16 protein-coding genes are annotated in these 20,609 nt (G+C 42.4%); 5 read left to right on the top strand and 11 right to left on the bottom strand.

The genetic code is table 11. The annotated features are described in order from the left end of the window. The first annotated feature begins 213 nt into the window (after positions 1 to 213). Positions 214 to 2,265: a (E)-4-hydroxy-3-methylbut-2-enyl-diphosphate synthase gene (gene ispG, locus FRX45_RS08900; RefSeq protein ID WP_193311638.1), complete on the top strand. Its 2,052-nt coding sequence runs from the start codon at positions 214 to 216 to the stop codon at positions 2,263 to 2,265. A 2-nt stretch (positions 2,266 to 2,267) separates the two neighbouring features. Here the strand turns inward: ispG and FRX45_RS08895 are convergent, their stop codons facing one another. The 3 genes from FRX45_RS08895 to FRX45_RS08885 are packed head-to-tail and all read right to left on the bottom strand — an operon-like array spanning position 2,268 to position 5,000. Beyond that, positions 2,268 to 2,531 (bottom strand): hypothetical protein, encoded by a 264-nt coding sequence (locus FRX45_RS08895; RefSeq protein ID WP_152268070.1) that lies wholly within the window; start codon positions 2,529 to 2,531, stop codon positions 2,268 to 2,270. A 12-nt stretch (positions 2,532 to 2,543) separates the two neighbouring features. After that, the gene (locus tag FRX45_RS08890; RefSeq protein WP_152268069.1) at positions 2,544 to 2,840 is read right to left on the bottom strand and encodes a DUF1360 domain-containing protein; all 297 of its coding nucleotides are present in this window, start codon (positions 2,838 to 2,840) and stop codon (positions 2,544 to 2,546) included. A gap of 30 nt (positions 2,841 to 2,870) precedes the next feature. Then, the gene (locus FRX45_RS08885) at positions 2,871 to 5,000 is read right to left on the bottom strand and encodes a hypothetical protein (RefSeq protein ID WP_152268068.1); all 2,130 of its coding nucleotides are present in this window, start codon (positions 4,998 to 5,000) and stop codon (positions 2,871 to 2,873) included. 400 nt (positions 5,001 to 5,400) lie between these two features. On the opposite strand from FRX45_RS08885, the gene FRX45_RS08880 reads away from it, so the two are divergent. The 3 genes from FRX45_RS08880 (at position 5,401) to FRX45_RS08870 (ending at position 9,940) form a co-directional block, all read left to right on the top strand. After that, a complete protein-coding gene (locus FRX45_RS08880; RefSeq protein WP_152268067.1) occupies positions 5,401 to 6,906 on the top strand; it encodes a lipopolysaccharide biosynthesis protein in 1,506 nt (501 codons plus the stop codon). Between the two features lie 246 nt (positions 6,907 to 7,152). Then, positions 7,153 to 8,772, top strand: a complete 1,620-nt coding sequence (gene nadB, locus FRX45_RS08875; protein WP_193311637.1) for an L-aspartate oxidase — start codon at positions 7,153 to 7,155, stop codon at positions 8,770 to 8,772. A 259-nt stretch (positions 8,773 to 9,031) separates the two neighbouring features. Then, positions 9,032 to 9,940 carry a lysophospholipid acyltransferase family protein gene (locus FRX45_RS08870; RefSeq protein ID WP_152268065.1) on the top strand — a complete coding sequence of 303 codons (909 nt, stop codon included), beginning with the start codon at positions 9,032 to 9,034 and terminating at the stop codon, positions 9,938 to 9,940. A gap of 11 nt (positions 9,941 to 9,951) precedes the next feature. Here FRX45_RS08870 and FRX45_RS08865 read toward each other — a convergent pair whose 3' ends face one another. Then, positions 9,952 to 10,539 carry a Uma2 family endonuclease gene (locus tag FRX45_RS08865; protein WP_152268064.1) on the bottom strand — a complete coding sequence of 196 codons (588 nt, stop codon included), beginning with the start codon at positions 10,537 to 10,539 and terminating at the stop codon, positions 9,952 to 9,954. Between the two features lie 135 nt (positions 10,540 to 10,674). On the opposite strand from FRX45_RS08865, the gene FRX45_RS08860 reads away from it, so the two are divergent. Continuing rightward, positions 10,675 to 13,308, top strand: a complete 2,634-nt coding sequence (locus tag FRX45_RS08860) for a zinc-dependent metalloprotease (RefSeq protein ID WP_152268063.1) — start codon at positions 10,675 to 10,677, stop codon at positions 13,306 to 13,308. 248 nt (positions 13,309 to 13,556) lie between these two features. Here FRX45_RS08860 and FRX45_RS08855 read toward each other — a convergent pair whose 3' ends face one another. The 7 genes from FRX45_RS08855 to FRX45_RS08825 form a co-directional block, all read right to left on the bottom strand. Then, complete coding sequence (locus FRX45_RS08855; protein ID WP_152268062.1) at positions 13,557 to 13,958, bottom strand: DoxX family protein; 402 nt, start codon at positions 13,956 to 13,958, stop codon at positions 13,557 to 13,559. A gap of 209 nt (positions 13,959 to 14,167) precedes the next feature. Continuing rightward, positions 14,168 to 14,947, bottom strand: coding sequence for a ThuA domain-containing protein (locus FRX45_RS08850; protein WP_152268061.1), 780 nt, complete (start codon positions 14,945 to 14,947; stop codon positions 14,168 to 14,170). A gap of 127 nt (positions 14,948 to 15,074) precedes the next feature. Beyond that, complete coding sequence (locus FRX45_RS08845) at positions 15,075 to 15,779, bottom strand: DUF1003 domain-containing protein (protein WP_152268060.1); 705 nt, start codon at positions 15,777 to 15,779, stop codon at positions 15,075 to 15,077. A 101-nt stretch (positions 15,780 to 15,880) separates the two neighbouring features. Beyond that, positions 15,881 to 16,573, bottom strand: coding sequence for a response regulator transcription factor (locus FRX45_RS08840; RefSeq protein ID WP_193311636.1), 693 nt, complete (start codon positions 16,571 to 16,573; stop codon positions 15,881 to 15,883). 11 nt (positions 16,574 to 16,584) lie between these two features. Next, complete coding sequence (locus FRX45_RS08835) at positions 16,585 to 17,877, bottom strand: sensor histidine kinase (RefSeq protein WP_152268058.1); 1,293 nt, start codon at positions 17,875 to 17,877, stop codon at positions 16,585 to 16,587. A gap of 68 nt (positions 17,878 to 17,945) precedes the next feature. Beyond that, positions 17,946 to 18,935 (bottom strand): MBL fold metallo-hydrolase, encoded by a 990-nt coding sequence (locus FRX45_RS08830; RefSeq protein ID WP_152268057.1) that lies wholly within the window; start codon positions 18,933 to 18,935, stop codon positions 17,946 to 17,948. A gap of 215 nt (positions 18,936 to 19,150) precedes the next feature. Then, a complete protein-coding gene (locus FRX45_RS08825; protein WP_152268056.1) occupies positions 19,151 to 20,605 on the bottom strand; it encodes a TolC family protein in 1,455 nt (484 codons plus the stop codon). Positions 20,606 to 20,609 lie beyond the last annotated feature (4 nt).

Raw genomic sequence — 20,609 nt, 5'->3', positions numbered from 1 at the left:
CAGACAAATGTCAAATCCGAACCCGGTAATCGAACCTCAAACCCGAGTACAACCAAGAGCGCGTTGAGAGGTAGAAAGAGGAAAATAAAAGAAGGAGTATTCACCCTGGGGTTAGTAGTTATTCATCTGATAGCTAACGGCTAATTGCCCCTCCGTTAACGGCCATCTTAGTTTTGTTTACCTTTGCATTCAGTTTTCTTTTATACTTATATTATGCAATGGTATTGTGAATCCTTAACTGAATATAAAAGGCTAAAAACCAGGGAAGTAAATATTGGTGGATTATTAACAGGCAACTTTCATCCCATTCGCCTGCAAACCATGACGACTACCGATACCATGGACACACTGGCTACGGTAGAGCAGTCTGTTCGTTGTATTGAAGCCGGCGCGGAAATGGTTCGGATTACAGCACCCAGTAAAAGAGAAGCGGAAAATTTGCTTAACATTAAGAATGAACTCCGCAAAAGAGGATACAATACACCACTTATCGCCGATATTCATTTTACACCCAATGCGGCCGAAATTGCCGCACGTATTGTTGAAAAAGTGCGGGTAAACCCCGGCAATTATATTGATAAAAAGAAGTTTGAATTTATTGAGTATACCGATACTGCATACCATTCCGAAATAGAAAGAATAAGACAGCGGTTTACCCCATTGGTGAAAATTTGCAAAGAATATGGAACGGCTATGCGCATTGGAACCAATCATGGTTCGCTGAGCGACCGCATTATGAGCCGCTATGGCGATACACCCATGGGCATGGTGGAAAGCGCTATGGAATTTTTGCGGATCGCCCGCGATGAAAATTTTCACAATATTGTGCTGAGCATGAAGTCCAGCAATCCGCAGGTAATGGTGCAGGCTTACCGTTTGCTGGTAAGGCAAATGTCCGATGAGTTTAAGGAATGTTACCCACTGCACCTGGGAGTAACGGAAGCGGGTGATGGAGAAGACGGGAGAATAAAATCTGCGATAGGCATCGGCACTTTGTTAGAAGACGGCATTGGCGATACCATACGGGTATCCCTAACCGAAGATCCGGAGTTTGAAATACCGGTGTGCCGTGATATTGCCAAACGATACCATGCTGTATCACTCCACTCCGATCGCTCACCCCTTACTACTCACTACTCACCACTGATCACTGACCCCTCACTACTCCCCCCTCACTACTCCCCCTTCCAGTATAAACGGCGTGAAACTTTTGTGGTAAATCATATAGGCGGCCACAATGTTCCCGGGGTTATAGCCGATCTGAGCAAAGCAGGCGTTATTACAAAACAGGTTTTACAACGTATCGGTTATGGCTATGATGAAGCGCTTGATAAGTGGAACATCAGCGACCTTGCGGCTGACTATATATTTTTTGATGGCGATGAGTTACCCTTTGCATTACCCGGAACCTTAAAAGTGATACTTCCGGCAAAGCGTTGGTCGCACTGCGCGGATAAAGAAAAATATTATCCTTTATTTTCTTTTGAGGAATATCTTAATGCTGGCCATCAAAACAAAAGCGGCATATTGAATGTTGTACTGCCCGATTGCTTTAACGAAGGCGATGCGTTTGATGTAAATAAGCTGGATAAAATAAAAAATGACCCTGCTGTTGTGCTGGCATTGAGCAGCAGCAATAAGAATGCCATGCAATCGGTGCGGCATATGTTTAAGGAACTGTTGCAAAAAGATATCCGTAATCCTGCTATATTAATAACCGACAGCAACTGGCAAACACCCGATGAGCATCTTATACATTTTGCTACTGAAACCGGGGCCTTGTTTTTAGATGGTTTTGGAGATGGTATTTGTCTGAGAATGACTGCGGGGAGCTATGCACTGCTTTCCAATCGTTATGGACAGCTCAATGCCAGTGGCAGAAATTATATAGACAATAAAAGTGCCGAGCAATTTATCAACAGCACGGCGTTCAGCATCCTCCAGGCAACACGGACACGCATTTCAAAAACCGAATATATCTCCTGCCCTTCCTGTGGCAGAACCTTGTTTGATCTGCAGGAAACCACTGCTAAGATACGTGCAGTTACCAATCATCTCAAAGGCGTTAAAATTGCCATTATGGGATGCATCGTAAATGGTCCCGGTGAAATGGCTGATGCCGACTTCGGCTATGTAGGCAGCGGCCCTGGCAAAATAACGTTATACAGAGGTAAGGAAGTAGTGAAGCGTTCTGTTGACAGCAATATAGCTGTTGAAGAGCTCATTAACCTGCTTAAAGAGAGCGATGCATGGGTGGAACCCTGATTTTACCGGCTTTTTCTTTGCAGGTAGGGATAAATTAACAAGCCGGCTTCGTCCCGCGGATCAACGGTTAGCACTTCACCCTTTCTGTTAAAACTATACCGCCTGCCTGTTCTGTTCCCTGTTATGCTAAATCCTGCATCTCCTGTATATTCAATTTGAACAGTACCGGAGGCCGTTCCCTCATTTTCCTTTTGATGATTTGTTGCGGATGAATGCTGATAGAACTCAGCATTTAGCGCAGCTCTTTTTTTACCACAGCAACTCATAAACGATTGTTTTTAATTTTTTGAATGATTGTTGGATGAAGAAGTCAGTTGTTCAAGCAAACAGGCAACTCCGGAAAAGGCGAGCCAAAGCAAAACGATTTCCTTCCAGCCTTTGCCAATACAAAATCCTGCCGGCAATGCCACCCATATGCTGGTGCAGTAAAAGCAGTCGAGCAGGTTTCCGAAGAAACCCGCTCCTGCCTTTTTTCTGATTAAATAAATGATATCAAAAGGCCCGTCTTCTGCCTGCAGTAAATGCGTTATTCTCCAGACAGCTAATGAACCTAAAACAAACAGATACCATTGCATACAATTTACATTTTACAAATGCTTACAAGATCAGCCTATACAGAAACCCTTTGCCAGTTGGCTATGATGATAAAATCCGCTGCTGTGAACAATTGTTCTGTCGTTTCCGTTTATCCATACATTGTATCCGCATGGTTTGATGGTAGCGGGCGTTTGTATTTGCCAGGTTCCCGATTGGCCTGTTCCCGGTAATGTACCGCCTGCATAGGATAAGGAAGAGGTCACTATGCCGTCTATCGAAATAATGGATCCTGCTGCTTCCGCGGCCGGTGTCATACTGATGGACATGGAATGACAATAAGCATCTGTTATGGAATAGGTTCCCGAAATGGTATCACCCGGTACAAAATCACCACAATCACCCGTTCCGCTGGTAATAACAATATCAACGTCAGGATAAATCTTATCTACATTAAACACCACCGTATTGCTGTTGTAAATTACATTGGCAGTAACATCCCAAAATTCAATCCTGATGGTATGCATGCCATTTTTAGTAGGAACAAAATTTCCGAACAGATCATCAACAATCACCGTATTGGAAAATGGATTGGCTAAATAATCTATCCAGCCATCGGGGATTGAAGGCGTTAATGTAATTGCCGGTGACAATACGCCAAATGTATCTGTTTTTAAAATTACCTGATCCATAATGGGGTGAATGGCTGTGGCTGGTTCAGTAATCACTAAGCGGTACTTAAAGTTGTGTGCATTTTGGTTGAACAGCCGTCCCCTGATGGTAATATTTCCGTCGAACGGGCTATCGTTGGCGGTGAATCCCAATGTATGCATACCTGTAGCATTACCAGTGATATTGCTGATCAGGTCAACTGGCATACCACCCAGCAATTCTATAAAGGGGTAAATCTCTTCTTCCGGAACACCTGCCGGTAAAGGCTTTATTTCCACGTTACATTCTTCCCAATCGCCCCATGGCGCTACCCAGTTTGGATCAACAGGCGGAACAACGGCCCATGACAGGATTACTTTTATTTTGGCTCTGCCCGTTTCGCACCATTTTTTCTGATAGGGCGTGAGATAAACAGATAATGGCGCATTGTACCACAAACCCTCATTGGGAATAGTTGGAATATCATGCACATTTACCGATGTGGTACCCATATAAACCCAACCGGCGCCAAAATCCATATAGTAGGCGAGATATTCCCAACTGCCTTTTTTACATAAATCGCCCGAATAACCCGTTGCACGTTTTACATGTACTGCAGCATTCAGCAGGTTAAAATTCCTGTTCAAACCTACGCAGCTTACTTCTTCATATCCCGTATTGAATTTTTTAGGCTTAAAAAACTCAAGAATGGATTTCAGATCCAGGTCGTATTTTTTGAAGAAAGCAAACTTATTGTCGTTTATGGCATCGGAATCGGATAATAACTGGTGTGCGAACTGGTAACCAATTCTTGCGTCTTCTACCTTACCACCATAATAACGCTTTAATTCTTTCAAGGAAATATTATCCTGGATGATGCTGGTAAAATCATAATCCGCTACTGCATTTTCCAAAAATGCAAATTGTTCTTCATTGAGCTTAATATCAATTTTTTCGAACAGGTGATGGAAGTGACAGAATATGCTTTTAGATGGAGCTATTTGTATATTAGCGTTCATGGCATTGCCCCATATGGGCGTCCACCACCATATTCCGGGAGGCGGCATTGTGTTCCAGGAAAGTATTGCTTTAACCAGCGGCAGCACTGCTTTTCTGTCGCAACAACTCCTTTTTTTAGGTGTAAATGTTTTACCCAGCTCATAGCACAAATCAATATCAAAAGCCAGATCATGTGCATCAAAGTCAACCACACCTTCATCATCCCATGTGGCGCCGCCATCGTAACTAATGAAAAACCGCACAAATTCCTTACTTCCGTTGGTGCAGGGTCCGCCGGCATAACCGAAGCCCTGCTTTATTTTTATATTGGCGCTTAACCGCTGGAGTTGTGGATTATAACTTACACAGGTTAACTCTTCAAAGCCCGTATTTGAGAGAAGATCAATTACAGGCTGAAATCCCTGGAGTAGTTTATTTTCCTTATCCTGGATACCAAAGTAATTGGGATTTTCGAGGAGGAACATTTTTGCATTATTCCTGAGTTCAACCATTTTCCCGGTATCTTCCCCTTCTTTCACATTTCTTTTCATAAAAAAAATTAAGTTGTAAGACTTTCCTTTCGTTGAAAGTAAATCACGCCCTACCCTGCCAGGCCGGTAAGGTTTGCCGGTTCATCTGTAGATAAAAAGAAATTAAAGATTGTCCTCACAGCAAAATATTAAGGAGGACCTTTTACATTGTTGGATAAAACTGGCATAAAGGATGGTTTAATGGTTAATTAAAAATCTTCTCAAAAAATGCAATAAGATTGTATTAAAGGAGCACTAAGTTAAAAGAGGGTACAGTAAAAATTACCGTTTCACATTTGTACTGGATGCGGGTAAATATCAAAACCATCAGTAGTATTTTTTGTTACCCCCGGTATTGATCATTAACAAATATGTGCAGGAGCCGGGAATAGTTTTTATTTTACAGGATTATATTTACCGCATGAGTACAATCAGAAGACAGAGCATTATTTCTTCTATAGTTATATATATAGGCTTTGCCGTTGGGATGCTCAATGTGTATTTTTTTACCAAGGAAGGACTTTTTACACCTTCTCAATATGGGTTAACAGGTATTTTTATTGCCATAGCCAGTATGATGCAGGCTTTTGCCAGCCTGGCCATGCCCTCGTATATTTTTAAGTTCCATCCTTATTATAACCACCACCTCTCTGCCCGTAAAAACGATATGGTTACCTGGGCCCTGCTCATTGGCTGTATTGGGTTTTTATTGGTGATGCTGGCGGGTTGGGTATTTAAAGACCTGGTGATCCGTAAATTCGGAGAGAACTCGCCTGACCTGGTAAACCATTATTACTGGATTTTTCCAATGGGGTTTGGGTTAACTGTATATACGATACTTGAATCCTATACCTGGAGTATACATAAGCCGGTACTTACCAGTTTTTTGAAAGAGGTGTTGTGGCGCCTGTTCACTACAGTACTTATTGTTTTTTTTATTTTCCGCGCCATTGGGAGTTTTGACGTGTTCATAAAAATGTATGCCTTTACTTACCCCGGTATTGCTTTAACCCTGTTTATCTATTTAATTGCTACCAAACAAATCCATTTCACTTTTGAGCTGAGCAAGGTTACCCGCCGCTATTTTAAAAAAATAATTTCGCTTTGTCTTTTTGTGTATTCGGGGATGCTCATCTTTACGCTTTCACAGGTATTTGATTCACTCGTTATTGCCTCAGTACTTGACGATGGGCTTAGTAAAGCGGGCATATTCGGGCTGGCGCAGATCATGACCAGCGTAATACAGGCGCCGCAAAGGGGCATCATCGCGGCTTCTATCGCGCATTTATCCAAGGCCTGGAAAGATAAGAATATGGAATTGCTGCAAAAGATCTACCAGCGCTCATCCATTAACCTGCTGCTTTTTGCTGCTGGTATTTTTGCATTGATAACGCTTAATTATAGGGAAGCCATTTATACATTAGGATTGAAAGATGCCTACCTGGCGGGCTTCAGTGCTTTTGTACTGCTGGGTCTTACAAGAGTAATTGATTTGGGTACCGGGCTCAATGCACAGATTATAGCCACATCCAACTACTGGCGTTTTGAGCTGGTGAGCGGAATCATATTGCTGGCATTTATGCTGCCCCTTACTTATATCCTTACCAAACAATATGATATATTGGGTCCTGCAATAGCCAATCTTATTTCCATCAGTATCTATAACATGGTACGCATTGTTTTTTTATGGAAAAAATTCAGATTGCAACCCTTTACGCTTTCCAGCATTTACACTATAGTGGTGGCGGGCTGTAGTTATGCCATCTGCTATTTTATTTTCAGGAATATGCATGGCTTTGCGGGATTGTTTTTACGCAGTGCAGCATTTGTTTTGTTGTATGGAGGAAGCGTTATTTATTTTAAACTTTCACCCGATGTGCAACCGGTATGGGCAAGTATCAGGAAGAGAATGGGGTGTAAAATCTGAAATCCAGACATATGCAAAGCGCCAAGAAACCAAATCACAAGAATCAAATAAATTTCAAATCTGAAATTCGAAGGAGATAGTCAGCATTGAGCGATAAGCAGTACAAGTCGTATTCATCCTGTCGTTTAGCAGTAACTCACCTGATAGCTGATACCGGACTGCTATACTTCCTATCCACAACTGCCTGGCGGCAGACAGGTTTTCAAATTATCCATCTTATCTTGCATCAAATATTGATCTGAAATCATGCAAACCGATTTTCTTATTATAGGCTCTGGTATTGCAGGACTTACCTATGCCCTAAAAGTTGCCCGCGATTGTCCTGATAAAAAAGTACTCATTTTTACTAAAACCACATCGGATGAAACCAATACCAAATATGCACAGGGCGGAATAGCCGGCGTATGGGATAATGAGAATGACAGTTTTGAAAAACACATAGAAGATACATTGATAGCCGGAGATGGTTTATGTAACGAAAAAACTGTGGAGATAGTAGTAAGGGAAGGCGTAGAGCGGATAAGAGAAATTATTGAATGGGGAGCAAAATTTGATAAGGAACCGGATGGCGATTATGCACTCGGGAAGGAAGGCGGTCATAGCGAATTTCGTATACTGCACCATAAAGACGTAACCGGCAGGGAAATGGAAAGAGCGCTTTTAGAGGCAATAAAAACGCAATCCAATATAGAGGTTATCACCCATTGCTTTGTGGTAGATATTATTACGCAGCACCATTTAGGCTATTTGGTTACAAAGGCCACGCCCGATATAGAATGTTTTGGAGTGTATGCATTGAATCTTCGCACAAAAAAAATAGAAAAGGTGAGGTCCGGTATTACCCTGCTGGCCACAGGTGGTAACGGGCAGGTATACCGTACCACTACCAATCCTGTTATTGCCACCGGCGATGGTGTGGCCATGGCCTATAGGGCAAAAGGGAGAATTGAAAATATGGAGTTCATCCAGTTTCATCCTACTGCATTATACGAACCCGGTGTAAAGGGGCAGGCTTTTTTGATAACAGAAGCGGTACGGGGCGATGGCGGTATTTTACGCAACAGCGATGGAGAAGCTTTCATGGAAAGATATGATGCCCGCAAAGACCTTGCCCCCCGCGATATTGTGGCAAGAGCCATAGACAATGAAATGAAAAGAACAGGTACGGAGCATGTGTGGTTAGACTGCCGAGATATGGACCAGGAAAAGTTTCTGCATCACTTTCCCAATATCCACGAAAAATGTTTGTCCATTGGTATTGATGTTGCTAAAAGCATGATTCCCGTAGCGCCTGCTGCGCATTACAGTTGCGGCGGCATTAAAACAGATGAGTGGGCAAGAACTTCCATCCGGCATTTGTATGCAGCGGGCGAATGCGCCTCAACAGGATTACACGGCGCCAACCGTTTGGCCAGCAATTCCCTGCTGGAAGCTATGGTGTTTGCACACAGGGCATACGTAGATGCTGTAAAGAAAATGAAGGATAATTCTGGTGAGGAGTGGGGCAACTGGCGTCGCGATGCTATACCCGACTGGCGCACCGAAGGCACCACGGCTCCAAAAGAAATGATCCTGATTACGCAGAGTTTAAAAGAACTGCAATTGCTGATGAGCGATTACGTGGGCATTGTAAGAACCAATACCCGCCTTGAACGTGCTATGCGTCGTTTGGATATGATGCACGAAGAAACCGAAGAGTTGTATAAAACCACGGAAGTATCACCACAGCTTTGCCAGTTGCGCAATATGATCACCGTAGGATATCTCATCGTTAAATCGGCACAGTTCAGGCATGAAAGCCGGGGGCTTCATTTTAATACCGATTATCCGCATAAGAGTGAACAGGTGCAGAATATTGTATTGTAGGCCGAAGTTTGAATACAAAACCCCAAATCCGAAGGGAATACAAAGAACCAAGAACCAAATCACAAGAACCAAAAAAGATACAGATGCTTCGTTCTTCAGCATGACAGGAGAATCCGAATATTAAATTTCGAAATCCGAGGGAATACATGATAAATCAACAAATCAGAAACCAACAAATCAGAAATAGCAATAACTCACCGATAGCTCACGGCTGAAAGCTGATCGCTGGTAATTTCAAATCCTTTTTATCTTTGCATCCATGTATTATCTTATTCTTGGCTTACTGTACCTGTTTTCTTTTCTGCCGTTGTGGATCATCTACCGTATATCCGATTTCATCAGTTTTTTACTGCATTATGTTTTAGGGTATCGCAGAAAAGTATTGATGAAAAACCTTTCTATCGCTTTCCCGGAGAAAACAGAAAAGGAAAAAATGGCGCTCATCAAAAAGTTTTACAGGAATTTCACCGACACTTTCCTGGAGGCCATCAAGCTGCTTTCAATATCTGAAAAAAGTCTCCGCAAAAGGATACAATTTGATCCATCGGTATTTAATGAGCTGTATCGAACCGGTAAAAGTTGCCAGGTGCATGCGGGACATAATTTTAACTGGGAATGGGTGAATGTAAGAGTGGCGAAGGAGCTGCTCTATCCATATCTTGCCGTTTATATACCTATTGGTAATAAAGTACTTGACAGGCTGTTTAAATATTTTCGGGAAAGAACGGGCACTACCATGTTGCCTGCAACGGATATGAAAAACGCCATGTTGCCCTACCGCAATAAACAATACCTGCTGGCACTGGTAGCCGACCAAAATCCGGGTGATCCTTCACGGGGGCATTGGGTGAAATTTTTTGACCGCTGGACGCCTTTTGTAACGGGCCCTGAAAAAAATGCACGCTTAAATGATATTCCAGTTGTATTTGCCCGGTTTTCCAAACCCAAAAGAGGATACTACCTTGTTGAAACGAAATTAGCCAGCCTGCACCCGGCAGCCATGAAAGAAGGGGAACTTACACTCCAATATGTGCGCTACCTCGAAGAAGTGATACGTAAGCAACCGGAGGTATATCTATGGAGCCATAACCGCTGGAAATGGGAAATCAAAGACGAATATGAGAACAGAAAGATTGAAGATGAAAAAGTTAAAAATGCCGGCGTATAGGCAGGGTAGCTTTAACCTAAAGTAATACCTTCATATATATCATCCATAGAAAGAAGAAGTCCGATAGGGTTAATCCATATTTGCTCATCGGCATTAAAATATTCTTCAAATTTCCATGCGCCATCTGACTGTTTTCTTCCTATACGAACATGACGGCTGGTGGAATCTATTGTTATATATTCTTTAAGCGTTTCAATCTGCATATAAAAGAAGAACTTTCTGCCAAGGTCATAGTCTTCGGTTGAGGGAGAAAGTATTTCAAAAGTAACCAAAGGGTTTTTTACGGTATCTTTTATTTCATCCGATAAATCCAATGCTCCGCATATTATGCTGGCATCGGGATAAAAATAAGATTCACGGGAAGGGACATATATCAGCAGATCACTGGGATAAATATTGCAGGATTTCCCTTTTAAAAATGTACCGGCTATCGCAATGATATTTGAAAGAATAAGATTGTGCTCCGGCGAGGCACCGGCCATGGAAACAATCATGCCGGAAGCATACTCATGTTTAGCATCCGATTTTCGTTCCCACTCCAGGAACGCCGAAGGGCTCATTGAAGTATAATATCTGGGCGCCGGTTCTTCAATAATCATATACTAATATAATACTTAACTCTCTTTTTACCTTTCGTAATTCTTTTTATTCTGTTAACCCCGTTAATAAGCCTCCCACAAAAATATTGCTGCTATAAATGGCAAACGCTCTATCTTGGAGAAAAATAACTGTTTATGTATAAAAAAGCTGCCTTGCTGGCAATAAGCTGCTGTTTTATCAGCATAGCTGTGCTGGCTCAAAAAAAACAAAAAAAAGCCGAAGCAACTCCTGCTGCGGTCGTTGACACAACAAAAAAAACACCTCCAAAACCGCCCAAAGCCACTGTAGCTGAAAAGATAAAGTCGAGCAAAAAAACAGAAGGGCTTTTTACCATATACCAGGACACGGCAACGGGCAGTGTGCAATTGTATATTAAGAAGGATCAGTTGGGGAAAGAATATATATACCAGAGCTTTTCCATGGGAGGACCTACAAGGCTTTACCTGAACCAGAATATGATAAGAGCCACATTTGCCTTTAGCATTGGCAAAGCGTTTGATAAGCTGGAATTTGCCCAGCAAAATACCAATTTTTATTACGATTCATTAAATGCTGTCAGTAAGGCTGCTAATGTGGATGTTGCCCCTGCTGTCTTTTTTTCGGAAAAAATAGTGGCTGAAGATTCAGTGGGCTACTTAGTTGCTGCCGATGGTTTGTTTCTGAGCGAAAAAATGGATCCTGTAAAGCCCTTAGTAGCTCCGGGTACGCCACCCACAGCCGTATTCAATTTGGGAATGCTTAATGCGGGCAAATCAAAATACAGCCATATAAGGTCATACCCCGACAACACCGATGTAGTGGTAGATCTTGTTTATGATAATCCCATGCCTTTTAACCAGGGGGGAGCTGATGTAACAGATGCACGTTATAACCGCGTTCGCATGCAACATTCTTTTCTTGCTATGCCGCAAAATGATTACCGTCCTCGCCGTGATGATCCGCGTGTAGGTTATTTTGGAGCAGAGGTACAGGATCTTACCTCTGTATCGGCTACACCATATAAAGATTTTATCAGCCGTTGGTACCTCGTAAAAAAAGACCCTTCTGCAGCAATAAGCGAACCCGTGGAACCTGTTGTGTACTGGATTGAAAATACCACGCCGGTTGAGTACAGGGAAATCATTAAAGAAGCAGGAGAAAAATGGAATGAGGCTTTTGAGAAAGCCGGGTTTAAAAATGCCATTGTTATGAAAATCATGCCCGATACCGCCACCTGGGATCCGGCAGATATCCGCTATAATGTTATTCGCTGGGTAAGCAGCCCTTATCCGAATTACGGAGCGATAGGCCCCAGCTTTTTTAATCCCCGCACGGGCCAAATTCTGGGTGCAGACATCACTGTAGAATGGAGAAGCGGTGCGGGTACCGTTAATTATGACGACCTGTTTAATGGCAGCAGTGCAACGGGGCTACCTGCAGTGCAATTGCCCTGGGAAGCTGCCGCCACTAATGCTGCCCCGCATCTGAGTTTTGATAAAAACCATCTTCCGTTTTGTGATATTGCCCGCGAATTACAATCGCAATATGTTGCCGGACTTACAGTATTGGAAGCACTGGATAATAAACCCGAAGCGGTGAAAGAGATGCACCGGGAATTTCTTATTTATTTGATCATGCATGAAATGGGACATACGCTGGGATTGAATCATAACATGAAGGCCAGCCAGATGCTCAGCCCGGCGCAAATCAATGATAAAACCATTACCGATAAAATTGGGATGATCGGTTCTGTAATGGATTATCCCGCCATTAATGTAAGCCTCGACCGCAGTAAACAGGGAAATTATTATACAACCAAAGCAGGCCCATATGATATATGGGCTATTGAATATGGCTATACTCCTTTTGCTGCCGGTGAAGAGCAATCCGCGCTTAATAAAATACTCAGCCGCAGCACGGATCCACAACTTGCTTTTGGCAATGATGCAGACGATATGCGCTCACCGGGTGGGGGAATAGACCCACGGGTAATGATCAGCGATATGAGCAATGATATGATTGCCTATGCGGAAGATCGCTTTAAACTCGTCAATTCATTGTTGCCCAAATTAAAAGAAAAATACAGCAAACCGGGCCAAAGCTACCAGCAATTGCGCCAGCGTTACCTGATGCTGCAGAGCCAGCGGGCACAAATGGCCAATGCTATTAGCCGTTATATAGGAGGGGTATATGTAGACAGGAGTTTTCCCGGACAAAAAACAACGAGCAAACCGTTTACCGCTGTTTCGGTGGAAACACAAAAGAAAGCGCTTGCTTTGCTGAATAAATATATTTTTTCTCCCAATGTATTCAATGCGGATGCATCGTTGTATCCTTATCTGCAACTTCAACGCAGGGGGTTTAATTTCTTTGGTTCTACGGAGGATTATAAGCCCCAGTCAACCGTTCAGAGCATCCAGTTATCTGTGTTGGCACAATTGCTGCACCCGGTTACTTTGCAGCGCATCAATAACAGTGGTTTGTACGGTAACTTCTACAGCACAGCTAATCTTACATCGGATCTGAATAAATATTTCTTTACCGAAGATCTGAAAACCAATGTTAATCTCTACAGGATAAACCTGCAAACAGAATATGTAAAGGCATTGGTGGCAATTGCTGACAGTCCGTTGCCAAACACTTACGATAATGCTTCCAAAGCAGCGGCGTTATCTTCACTTAAAAAAATAAAATCAATGCTTGGCTCTGCCGTATCTGCCAATGAGCAAACCCGGGCCCATCGCACCAATCTTAATTTTATTATTGATAAAGCATTGTCGGTAAAATAAACCAATATTAAATCAAGTAAATAATGTCTGTATTTTATGGTGAAAAGTGAGAGGGGAAAGGTGAAAGAAATTTCACTTCTCACGTTTTGCACAGCACTAAAAACATTCAGGCTAAAGAGGGAAAATGGTAATCATTTTCCTCTTTTTTTTGCTGCCCAAAAATTGACATTTCGATCCTGCCTGCACTTACGGCGGGGTGTAAGTGTAGCTGTTATATGGAAAAAGGCGTTAGGGGTTAATAAGGGCATTTACTTATCAGATTCGGTTAAGCGCTGATGCCTTGCAATACTGGCGATATACATGGCAAATCCGGCTATGGCAGTGTCTTTTAATGCATTAACCAGCGCTAACTGCCGCATTTCGGGAGTACCTGAATTTAAGTGATTGGGAATGTGAATCAGTACTACAAACGCAATTAATAAAACAGCCAGGAGGTAACCTGCAAGAGATACATAACGGTTGCTGATAAAGGCTATGGCGGCAAGGATAAAAGCAATGCCAACCAAATAAACCCATACTATTCCTCTTGGCAGATACAACGGTACATAGTTGAGCATTCCGGTTGGATTAGTGAAATGCAGGATACCGAAGATAATCATAACAATGGCCAGAAGCCATATGGCTATGCGGGAAATCGTTAGGTGTATCATAAAAAGAGCTTTTAATGGTATTAAGTTAGTTCATTTCTTTTAGAATGAGAGATTATATTTTGCACAGCTATTCCCGAACTGCGTATAGCCGTTCTGTTTGGTATGTATTTTTTTATGGTGCGGCAATTGCCGGGGCTATCCTGCAAAAAGACAGAGGCCTGTAAGTTATACAGGTATGCTGTGTATGATGTTTAAAAAACAATACCGGGTTATTTATGAGAAGCCCATAAGATGGCATTCTCCAAAAGTATAGTATACGCTTCGTTTTTGAAGAGAGCGGGAGAATGCCCCATGAAGATGTAAATATTTTTGGCGGGGTAATGATCGTTTGTCCATATTACAGGATGATCACCCATTTTTACAGGCGAATCAGGTACATAACTTTTTTCATCAACCCATGCAATAACATGCACATTGGGCCGGGGGTTTTTATCGTAAGTATACCATTCTTCTTTTTCTATGCTAAAAGTTTTTGGAACTCCTTTTACACAGGGATGTGAAGTATCTTCAATATGCACCTGTGCGCCGGCAAATGTGGGGATATAGCTCTTAAATTGAATGCCGCCCATGAAATGGTAAAACCACGGCCACATATTGTACCCGTCAAAATTGCCCAGCAAACTTGCATGATGTAAACCAATCCATCCTCCCCTGCCCTGCTCTATGTATTTAATGAATGCATGCTGCGCCTTTTCAGTCCAGCCATACGGTGGATAGTCAAGTTGAAGAAAAAGCTGGTAACTGTTAAGTACAGTTTCGTTTATCGTATCTGTTTTAGTAATGTAATCTATAATAAAGTTTTTTTGAACAGCAAGTGAATCCAACCACAATTGCGCTGCATTGGTAAACTGAAGATGATGTCCCCCATTTTCAAACAGGGCCAGTACCCTGAAAGATTTTGCCGCTCCCTCCGCAGCCATTTTTTGTTGAGATCGCGCCACTGTTACCGTCAGTAAGCTTATGAAGACTGTAAGAAATATTCTTTTCATGAAAATGATTGTGTGTAAAGTGTCGGCGGTTCAATACCGGGTTTAAAAGGATGGCTTTAATTAAACTCTAACTATTTTTTACGCGCAAATCCCTTTGCTGTTCTGCCGTCCATGCTCTGTTCTCTCTCTACTGCTTTTGTTGCGTTTCTAATTTTTTAGCTATGCGGCTGAACATATCGTTTTGGGTTTGTTGTATTTCAAGCAGCTTCCTGTTTTGATCAAGAAGTAAATGATCAATTTTTTCATGAAGGAGACGGATTTCCAGCTCTGCTTTAAGATTGATCTTATAATCGTGTTCTCCCCTTGCCCGGTCTTTGGCTTCCTGCCTGTTCTGACTCATCATAATGATGGGCGCCTGTATAGCAGCCAGGCATGACAGTACCAAATTGAGCAATATAAACGGATAAGGATCAAACCCCCTGTTATGCAACAGATACATATTGATGCCCATCCAGATAAGCAATAAAAAAAAGAATATTGAAATAAAGGTCCAGCTTCCGCCAAATGTAGCCACACGGTCGGCCAGCTTTTCACCAGGGCGGCTTTTTTCGGCAGATTGCAAGACAATATTTTCCGAAAGGATCTGGTTATCCATTATACTGCTTACCACTTCTTTTTCAGCATCCGTTAATTCGCCAATTTCCTGTCGCAGGAGGACCTCAATATACATTTTGCGCTGTTCCTGCAAAGTATCTGCTGAAATATTGCTTTTTTCATTAAAATCAGGATGTCGCTCCCTTATAAAATCATATAAAGGCTTTCTGAGCTGGGAACCCGTCAGCAGTTCCTCATCGGGATACTCTTTTTTAGTGATAAAGCATGTGCTGTTCATACGCTTCTTTTAGGTGTGCTTTATCAAACTTAGTGAAAAACAATCAGGGAAAGATAAACCCGGATATGTTACCGCATGCAATACAGTAATGAACAATAAAATTAAGCAGGAGTATTAAGCCGGAATCCTACGCCATGTATGGTTTCAAGATTAACAGAATCATCGTTTTTAAAATGCTTACGGAGCTTGGTAACAAAAACATCCATACTTCTGCCCAGGAAATAATCATCTTTTCCCCATACATTCAGTAGTACTTCATCTCTTTTTAAAATATGATTCGGATGCTCGCATAAAAACTTCAGCAGGTCGGCTTCTTTCTGTGTTAAATTGGATACTTCCTCACCATTATAAATTTTAAGATCGGTATACGAAAAATGCATTTTGCCCAGCTTATATTCCTGTGCCTGATCGGAGAAAAGTTTTTTTGTTCTGCGTAAGAATACCTCCATCCGCATCAATAGTTCTTTCATGCTGAAGGGCTTGGTAATATAATCATCAGCTCCGCTGGTAAACCCTTTCAGCTTGTCTTCCTCCATTGATTTAGCCGTAATAAATAAAATAGGGATAAGATCGCTTTTCTGGCGGATTTTTTTTGCCACACTAAAACCGTCCCTGGCAGGCATCATTACATCTAAAAGGCAAATGTCAAATTCGCTCTTTTGAAAGTATTGCAGCGCCTGTTCTCCGTCTGAACACAGCAATACATTATAGCCTTCCTGTTCAAGGTTATCTTTAATAACATAACCCAGCGAAAGATCATCTTCAGCAAGTAAAACCCTGGCTTTCGGTTGCATGATAAAAGTATTTATCCGGGTAAAATAATTTTAAATTCTGTGCCGATACCCGGCACGCTGTTTACGGTAATTCTTCCATTATGGGCGTCTACTATTTTTTTAACAAAATTCAGGCCTAACCCAAAGCCCTTTACATTATGCACATCGCCTGTGGGTACCCGGTAGAATTTCTTAAAGATATTTTTAAAATATTTTTTATCAATACCTACGCCATTGTCTTTTACCGAGATATAACTTTCCGTTCCGTTTTTTCCCGCTTCTATAATTATTAAAGGAGTGCGGGAATACTTTATTCCATTTTCGATGAGGTTAACAATGGCGAGTTCAAGATGTGTTTTATCGGCCTTAATAGCGATGTCATCGTCTTCAATTTTAATTTCAATCTTTGCACCTTCCGCTTCTACCAGGGGCTGCAGCTTGGATATCGCCTGATCAATAATTTCCTTTACCGGAATAGATTCCATCTTTACCCGAAGTTCATTTTGTTCCGACACCGCCATCTTTAACAATTGTTCTACCTGGTTTTGCAGGTGTTCTGTTTCATGCGAAATAATGTTGGTGTATTTTTCCATCCGGTCGGGTTGTTTTATTATACCGGGCTGCGCCAACACCTCCGAAGCGATTTTCATTACGGCGAGGGGTGTCTTAAATTCATGTGTAAAGTTATTTACGAAGTCTTTTTGTATTTCTATGAGGAACTTTTGTTTATAGAAATAGAACATACTCACAGCCAAACCAATTAATACCAGCACCAAAACAATGCTGCCCATTATCCATAAATTCATTTGCGATAAAATATACGCGCTCCTGTCCGGGAAATGCAGAAGAATATAATGGTAATTTGCCGGATATACCTCTAAGGCTTCAGACTTCAATGGCGGGTCTGAAGCCGGCGAAGGAATATTTTGCTGAAAAATATAATCCTGTTTTGTTTTATCATATAAAGCCACATTGCATTCGGTTAAAATGTCGAAATCCATCAGTTCGCGGGTCAGATAAAATACCAGGGTGTCTTTATGCGGCAGATTACTGATTCTTACAACAAAAGTATTGCGGGATGGCCGCATGGTAACCATTTGCTGTAAATGGCTGCCGGGACTGTCTGAAAGATTAATATCCTCAAAAAGCCCGCGAATGCTTTTCACCGCATTGGTATCAAACTGTTTCTGCTCTAATTTGTAGATATGGTTCAACCAGTATAACTGGATGGCAATGATTAGCCCGATAACAACAGCACCCGTAAGCACTATCCATTTTAAAGTGGCGGAACGCATACCAAAACGGTTGGGAGAATTAATATGCACAAATATGTTTTTAATTATTTGAAAAGTATTGCCAACTGCTTCTTTTATTGTTAACCCACCGTTAAGTGCTAATAATTATTCCACCAGGATTTTACCGGGTAACTTTCATTTAGAATTACGGGTTCCCCAATTACGGGAGTAGTGATATTGACATTTAATTCAGCCGCTTTTTTTACTGCTCTTGCCACAGGCTCATTCCACGGGTGATTGGCTAAGGCAAATTTTCCCCAGTGTACGGGAAGTAACCATTTTGCTTTAAGATCTATACTTGCCTGTACGGTTTCCTCGGGCATCATGTGTATAAATGGCCAGGAGGTATTGTATTGACCGCATTCAAGGATTGCCAGGTCAAATCCGCTGAATTTTTCTCCTATTTCTTTAAAATGTGTATCATATCCCGAATCGCCGCCAATAAAAATAGTATAGCCGAAGAGCTTAAGAACAAAAGAACACCAGAGTGAACCGCCCCTTTTCAACCCACGCCCCGAAAAATGCCTGGCAGGTGTTGCAGTAATTTCAATTTCATTTGTTATACGTTCTGTCTCCCACCAGTCTAATTCCGTTATAGAGTGAATATGAAGTTTTTGAAAACTGGCGCCTGCGCCCAGGGGAACACAATAAGCACTGGTTTTAGCGTTAAGCCGTGTAATGGTACGGGTATCAAGATGATCATAATGATTGTGCGTGAGAATCATCAGGTCTATGGGCGGTAAATCATCGGGAGTATATATATCTGTACCTGCAAAAGCTTTAACCAGGCACCGGACAGGTGAAGCATGCCCGCTAAAAACAGGATCTACAAGAATATTTTTTCCCCTGATATGGATAAGATAAGAGGAATGTCCGAACCAGATGATTACCGGATTTTCTGAATAGAGGTTTTTAAGATCCGTTTTTATTGATGGAAGGGGTTGGGAAGGCCGAATTTCTTTTGGCCGGTTAAAACTATCTTTTATTACCTTATACCAGGAACTGTTTTTTGCCACTACCGGTGTTGCGGAAAGATTCTGAAAGGAGCCTTTTTTATAATTGGGAGATCTTTGTATCTTTTCTGTCATATGCAGCACCGTGTTGTTTATTTTTTAAAGTTAAAAAAAAATGACCAGCCAATGTTATTTGGTGTTTTTCCATCAACAGAGAAGCCTTGGGTTTTGTGACGAAAGCAGCAGAACCGGCTTCTGATGAACGGATATTTGTGAAAATCACTCATACAGTTTGAAAGAATGGTTGCTGCCAGGATTTTTCAGACCTATTTAAAAGCCCTGTCGCTTACCTATTCCCAACCGCCTCCCAGGGATCGGTACAGGTCCAGTACAACGGTCAGCAAGTCTTTTTGTGAGGTTGTGCGTTTTAATTCGGTCTCCAGCACTCCTTTTTGGGCCGTGATCACTTCCAGATAGCTGGCGTATCCGTTAAGGTACAATTCGGTTGATGTGCTTACCGCATCGGTCAGCACCTGCACTTCAGACTGGTTCAGTTCAACGATTTTCATGTAATGCTCTATTCCCTTCAAATTGTTCAGCACTTCCCGGTAACCCTGTAAAATGCTTTGCCGGTAATTATAAAAAGCAATGTTTTGCTCGGCATTGGCAACAGCGAAACCAGCTTTTAGGTGGTGGCGGTTAAAGACGGGTTGTGTAATTCCCCCCAATAATCCATAGGCTACAGAGCTTCCGTTGAACAAGAGGGGTAGTTTAAAAGCATTCATTGCAAGGTAGGGAGTAAGGGTAACAGAGGGCAAGAAGGCTTTCCGGGCGGCTGTTACATTGGCTCTGCTGGCTGCCAGTTCCAACTCTGCCTGCTGTATATCGGGACGGTTTGTTAACAGATCGGCGGGTATCCCGGACGTGATCACCTGCGGTATTTTTTGTTGCCGTATGGGTAAACCCCTCGGAACAGGCGTTTGTGCAAAACGGCCGAGCAGCATGTTCATTTCGTTCTCAAGTTCAATAATGGCCAGCCGGGTTTCCTGCTCAAGAATGAGGGTATGTATCAAATGCGCGTTGAATTGCTGCACAGCCAGTGCGTTGGCACGTCCGCCTTCCATTTGTGCTTGTACGATCTCAACCGCTCTTTCCTGTAATTTTATATTCCTGCGGATGATCTCCAGCCTGTTGTCTAAAGCCAGCAGTTCATAATAGTAGGAAGCTACCTGGGTTACCAGTTGCGTGGTTACCCAGTGCCTACCTTTTTCGGAGGCCAGCAGTGCATTATAGGCAGATTTTTTCTTCGCCTTCAGCTTTCCCCACAGGTCAATCTCCCATGAGCTTTTTAATCCGAGAAAAAAATCTCGGGCAGGGTTGGTTACTTTTTGGTCTTCTGTAATATTCTGGGAAAGATTGGTATCAAAGTTGCCTACGCCCGTCATTGTATATTTACCGTATTTATCCACTGCTCCCGACACAAAGCCATCCAGGGAAGGAAGTCTCAATCCTTTTTGCGTAAGCAGGTGGGCTCTCGCTATCATAATTTTTTCCACCGTGGTCTTGAGCGTAAGATTATTCTTTATAGCCGTGTCAATCAGCCGGAGGAGTACGGTGTCGCGGAAAAACTGTTCACGGGTGAGGCTGCTTAAACTGGAACTGTCGGCTCGGCCGCTGTAGCTGCCGGGCAGGGCCGCAGCAGAATCCTGCACAACCGGCTGCCGGGTTACACAGGCCGGTATAAATACCAACAGGAAAGCATAAGCGCAAAACCGGATATACAGTGCGGAACTGATCTTTTTCATAAAC

Source organism: Agriterribacter humi (assembly GCF_009192765.1).
GTDB lineage: Bacteria > Bacteroidota > Bacteroidia > Chitinophagales > Chitinophagaceae > Agriterribacter > Agriterribacter humi.
Note: the sequence above shows the minus strand (reverse complement) of the source record. Positions and strands in the feature narration are given on the sequence as shown.

What these genes read in the sequence shown, in the direction of transcription:
- ispG (WP_193311638.1), top strand. Translation starts at nt 214, where the DNA reads ATGCAATGGTATTGTGAATCCTTAACTGAATATAAAAGGCTAAAAACC.
- FRX45_RS08895 (WP_152268070.1), bottom strand. Translation starts at nt 2,531, where the DNA reads ATGAGTTGCTGTGGTAAAAAAAGAGCTGCGCTAAATGCTGAGTTCTAT.
- FRX45_RS08890 (WP_152268069.1), bottom strand. Translation starts at nt 2,840, where the DNA reads ATGCAATGGTATCTGTTTGTTTTAGGTTCATTAGCTGTCTGGAGAATA.
- FRX45_RS08885 (WP_152268068.1), bottom strand. Translation starts at nt 5,000, where the DNA reads ATGAAAAGAAATGTGAAAGAAGGGGAAGATACCGGGAAAATGGTTGAA.
- FRX45_RS08880 (WP_152268067.1), top strand. Translation starts at nt 5,401, where the DNA reads ATGAGTACAATCAGAAGACAGAGCATTATTTCTTCTATAGTTATATAT.
- nadB (WP_193311637.1), top strand. Translation starts at nt 7,153, where the DNA reads ATGCAAACCGATTTTCTTATTATAGGCTCTGGTATTGCAGGACTTACC.
- FRX45_RS08870 (WP_152268065.1), top strand. Translation starts at nt 9,032, where the DNA reads ATGTATTATCTTATTCTTGGCTTACTGTACCTGTTTTCTTTTCTGCCG.
- FRX45_RS08865 (WP_152268064.1), bottom strand. Translation starts at nt 10,539, where the DNA reads ATGATTATTGAAGAACCGGCGCCCAGATATTATACTTCAATGAGCCCT.
- FRX45_RS08860 (WP_152268063.1), top strand. Translation starts at nt 10,675, where the DNA reads ATGTATAAAAAAGCTGCCTTGCTGGCAATAAGCTGCTGTTTTATCAGC.
- FRX45_RS08855 (WP_152268062.1), bottom strand. Translation starts at nt 13,958, where the DNA reads ATGATACACCTAACGATTTCCCGCATAGCCATATGGCTTCTGGCCATT.
- FRX45_RS08850 (WP_152268061.1), bottom strand. Translation starts at nt 14,947, where the DNA reads ATGAAAAGAATATTTCTTACAGTCTTCATAAGCTTACTGACGGTAACA.
- FRX45_RS08845 (WP_152268060.1), bottom strand. Translation starts at nt 15,779, where the DNA reads ATGAACAGCACATGCTTTATCACTAAAAAAGAGTATCCCGATGAGGAA.
- FRX45_RS08840 (WP_193311636.1), bottom strand. Translation starts at nt 16,573, where the DNA reads ATGCAACCGAAAGCCAGGGTTTTACTTGCTGAAGATGATCTTTCGCTG.
- FRX45_RS08830 (WP_152268057.1), bottom strand. Translation starts at nt 18,935, where the DNA reads ATGACAGAAAAGATACAAAGATCTCCCAATTATAAAAAAGGCTCCTTT.
- FRX45_RS08825 (WP_152268056.1), bottom strand. Translation starts at nt 20,605, where the DNA reads ATGAAAAAGATCAGTTCCGCACTGTATATCCGGTTTTGCGCTTATGCT.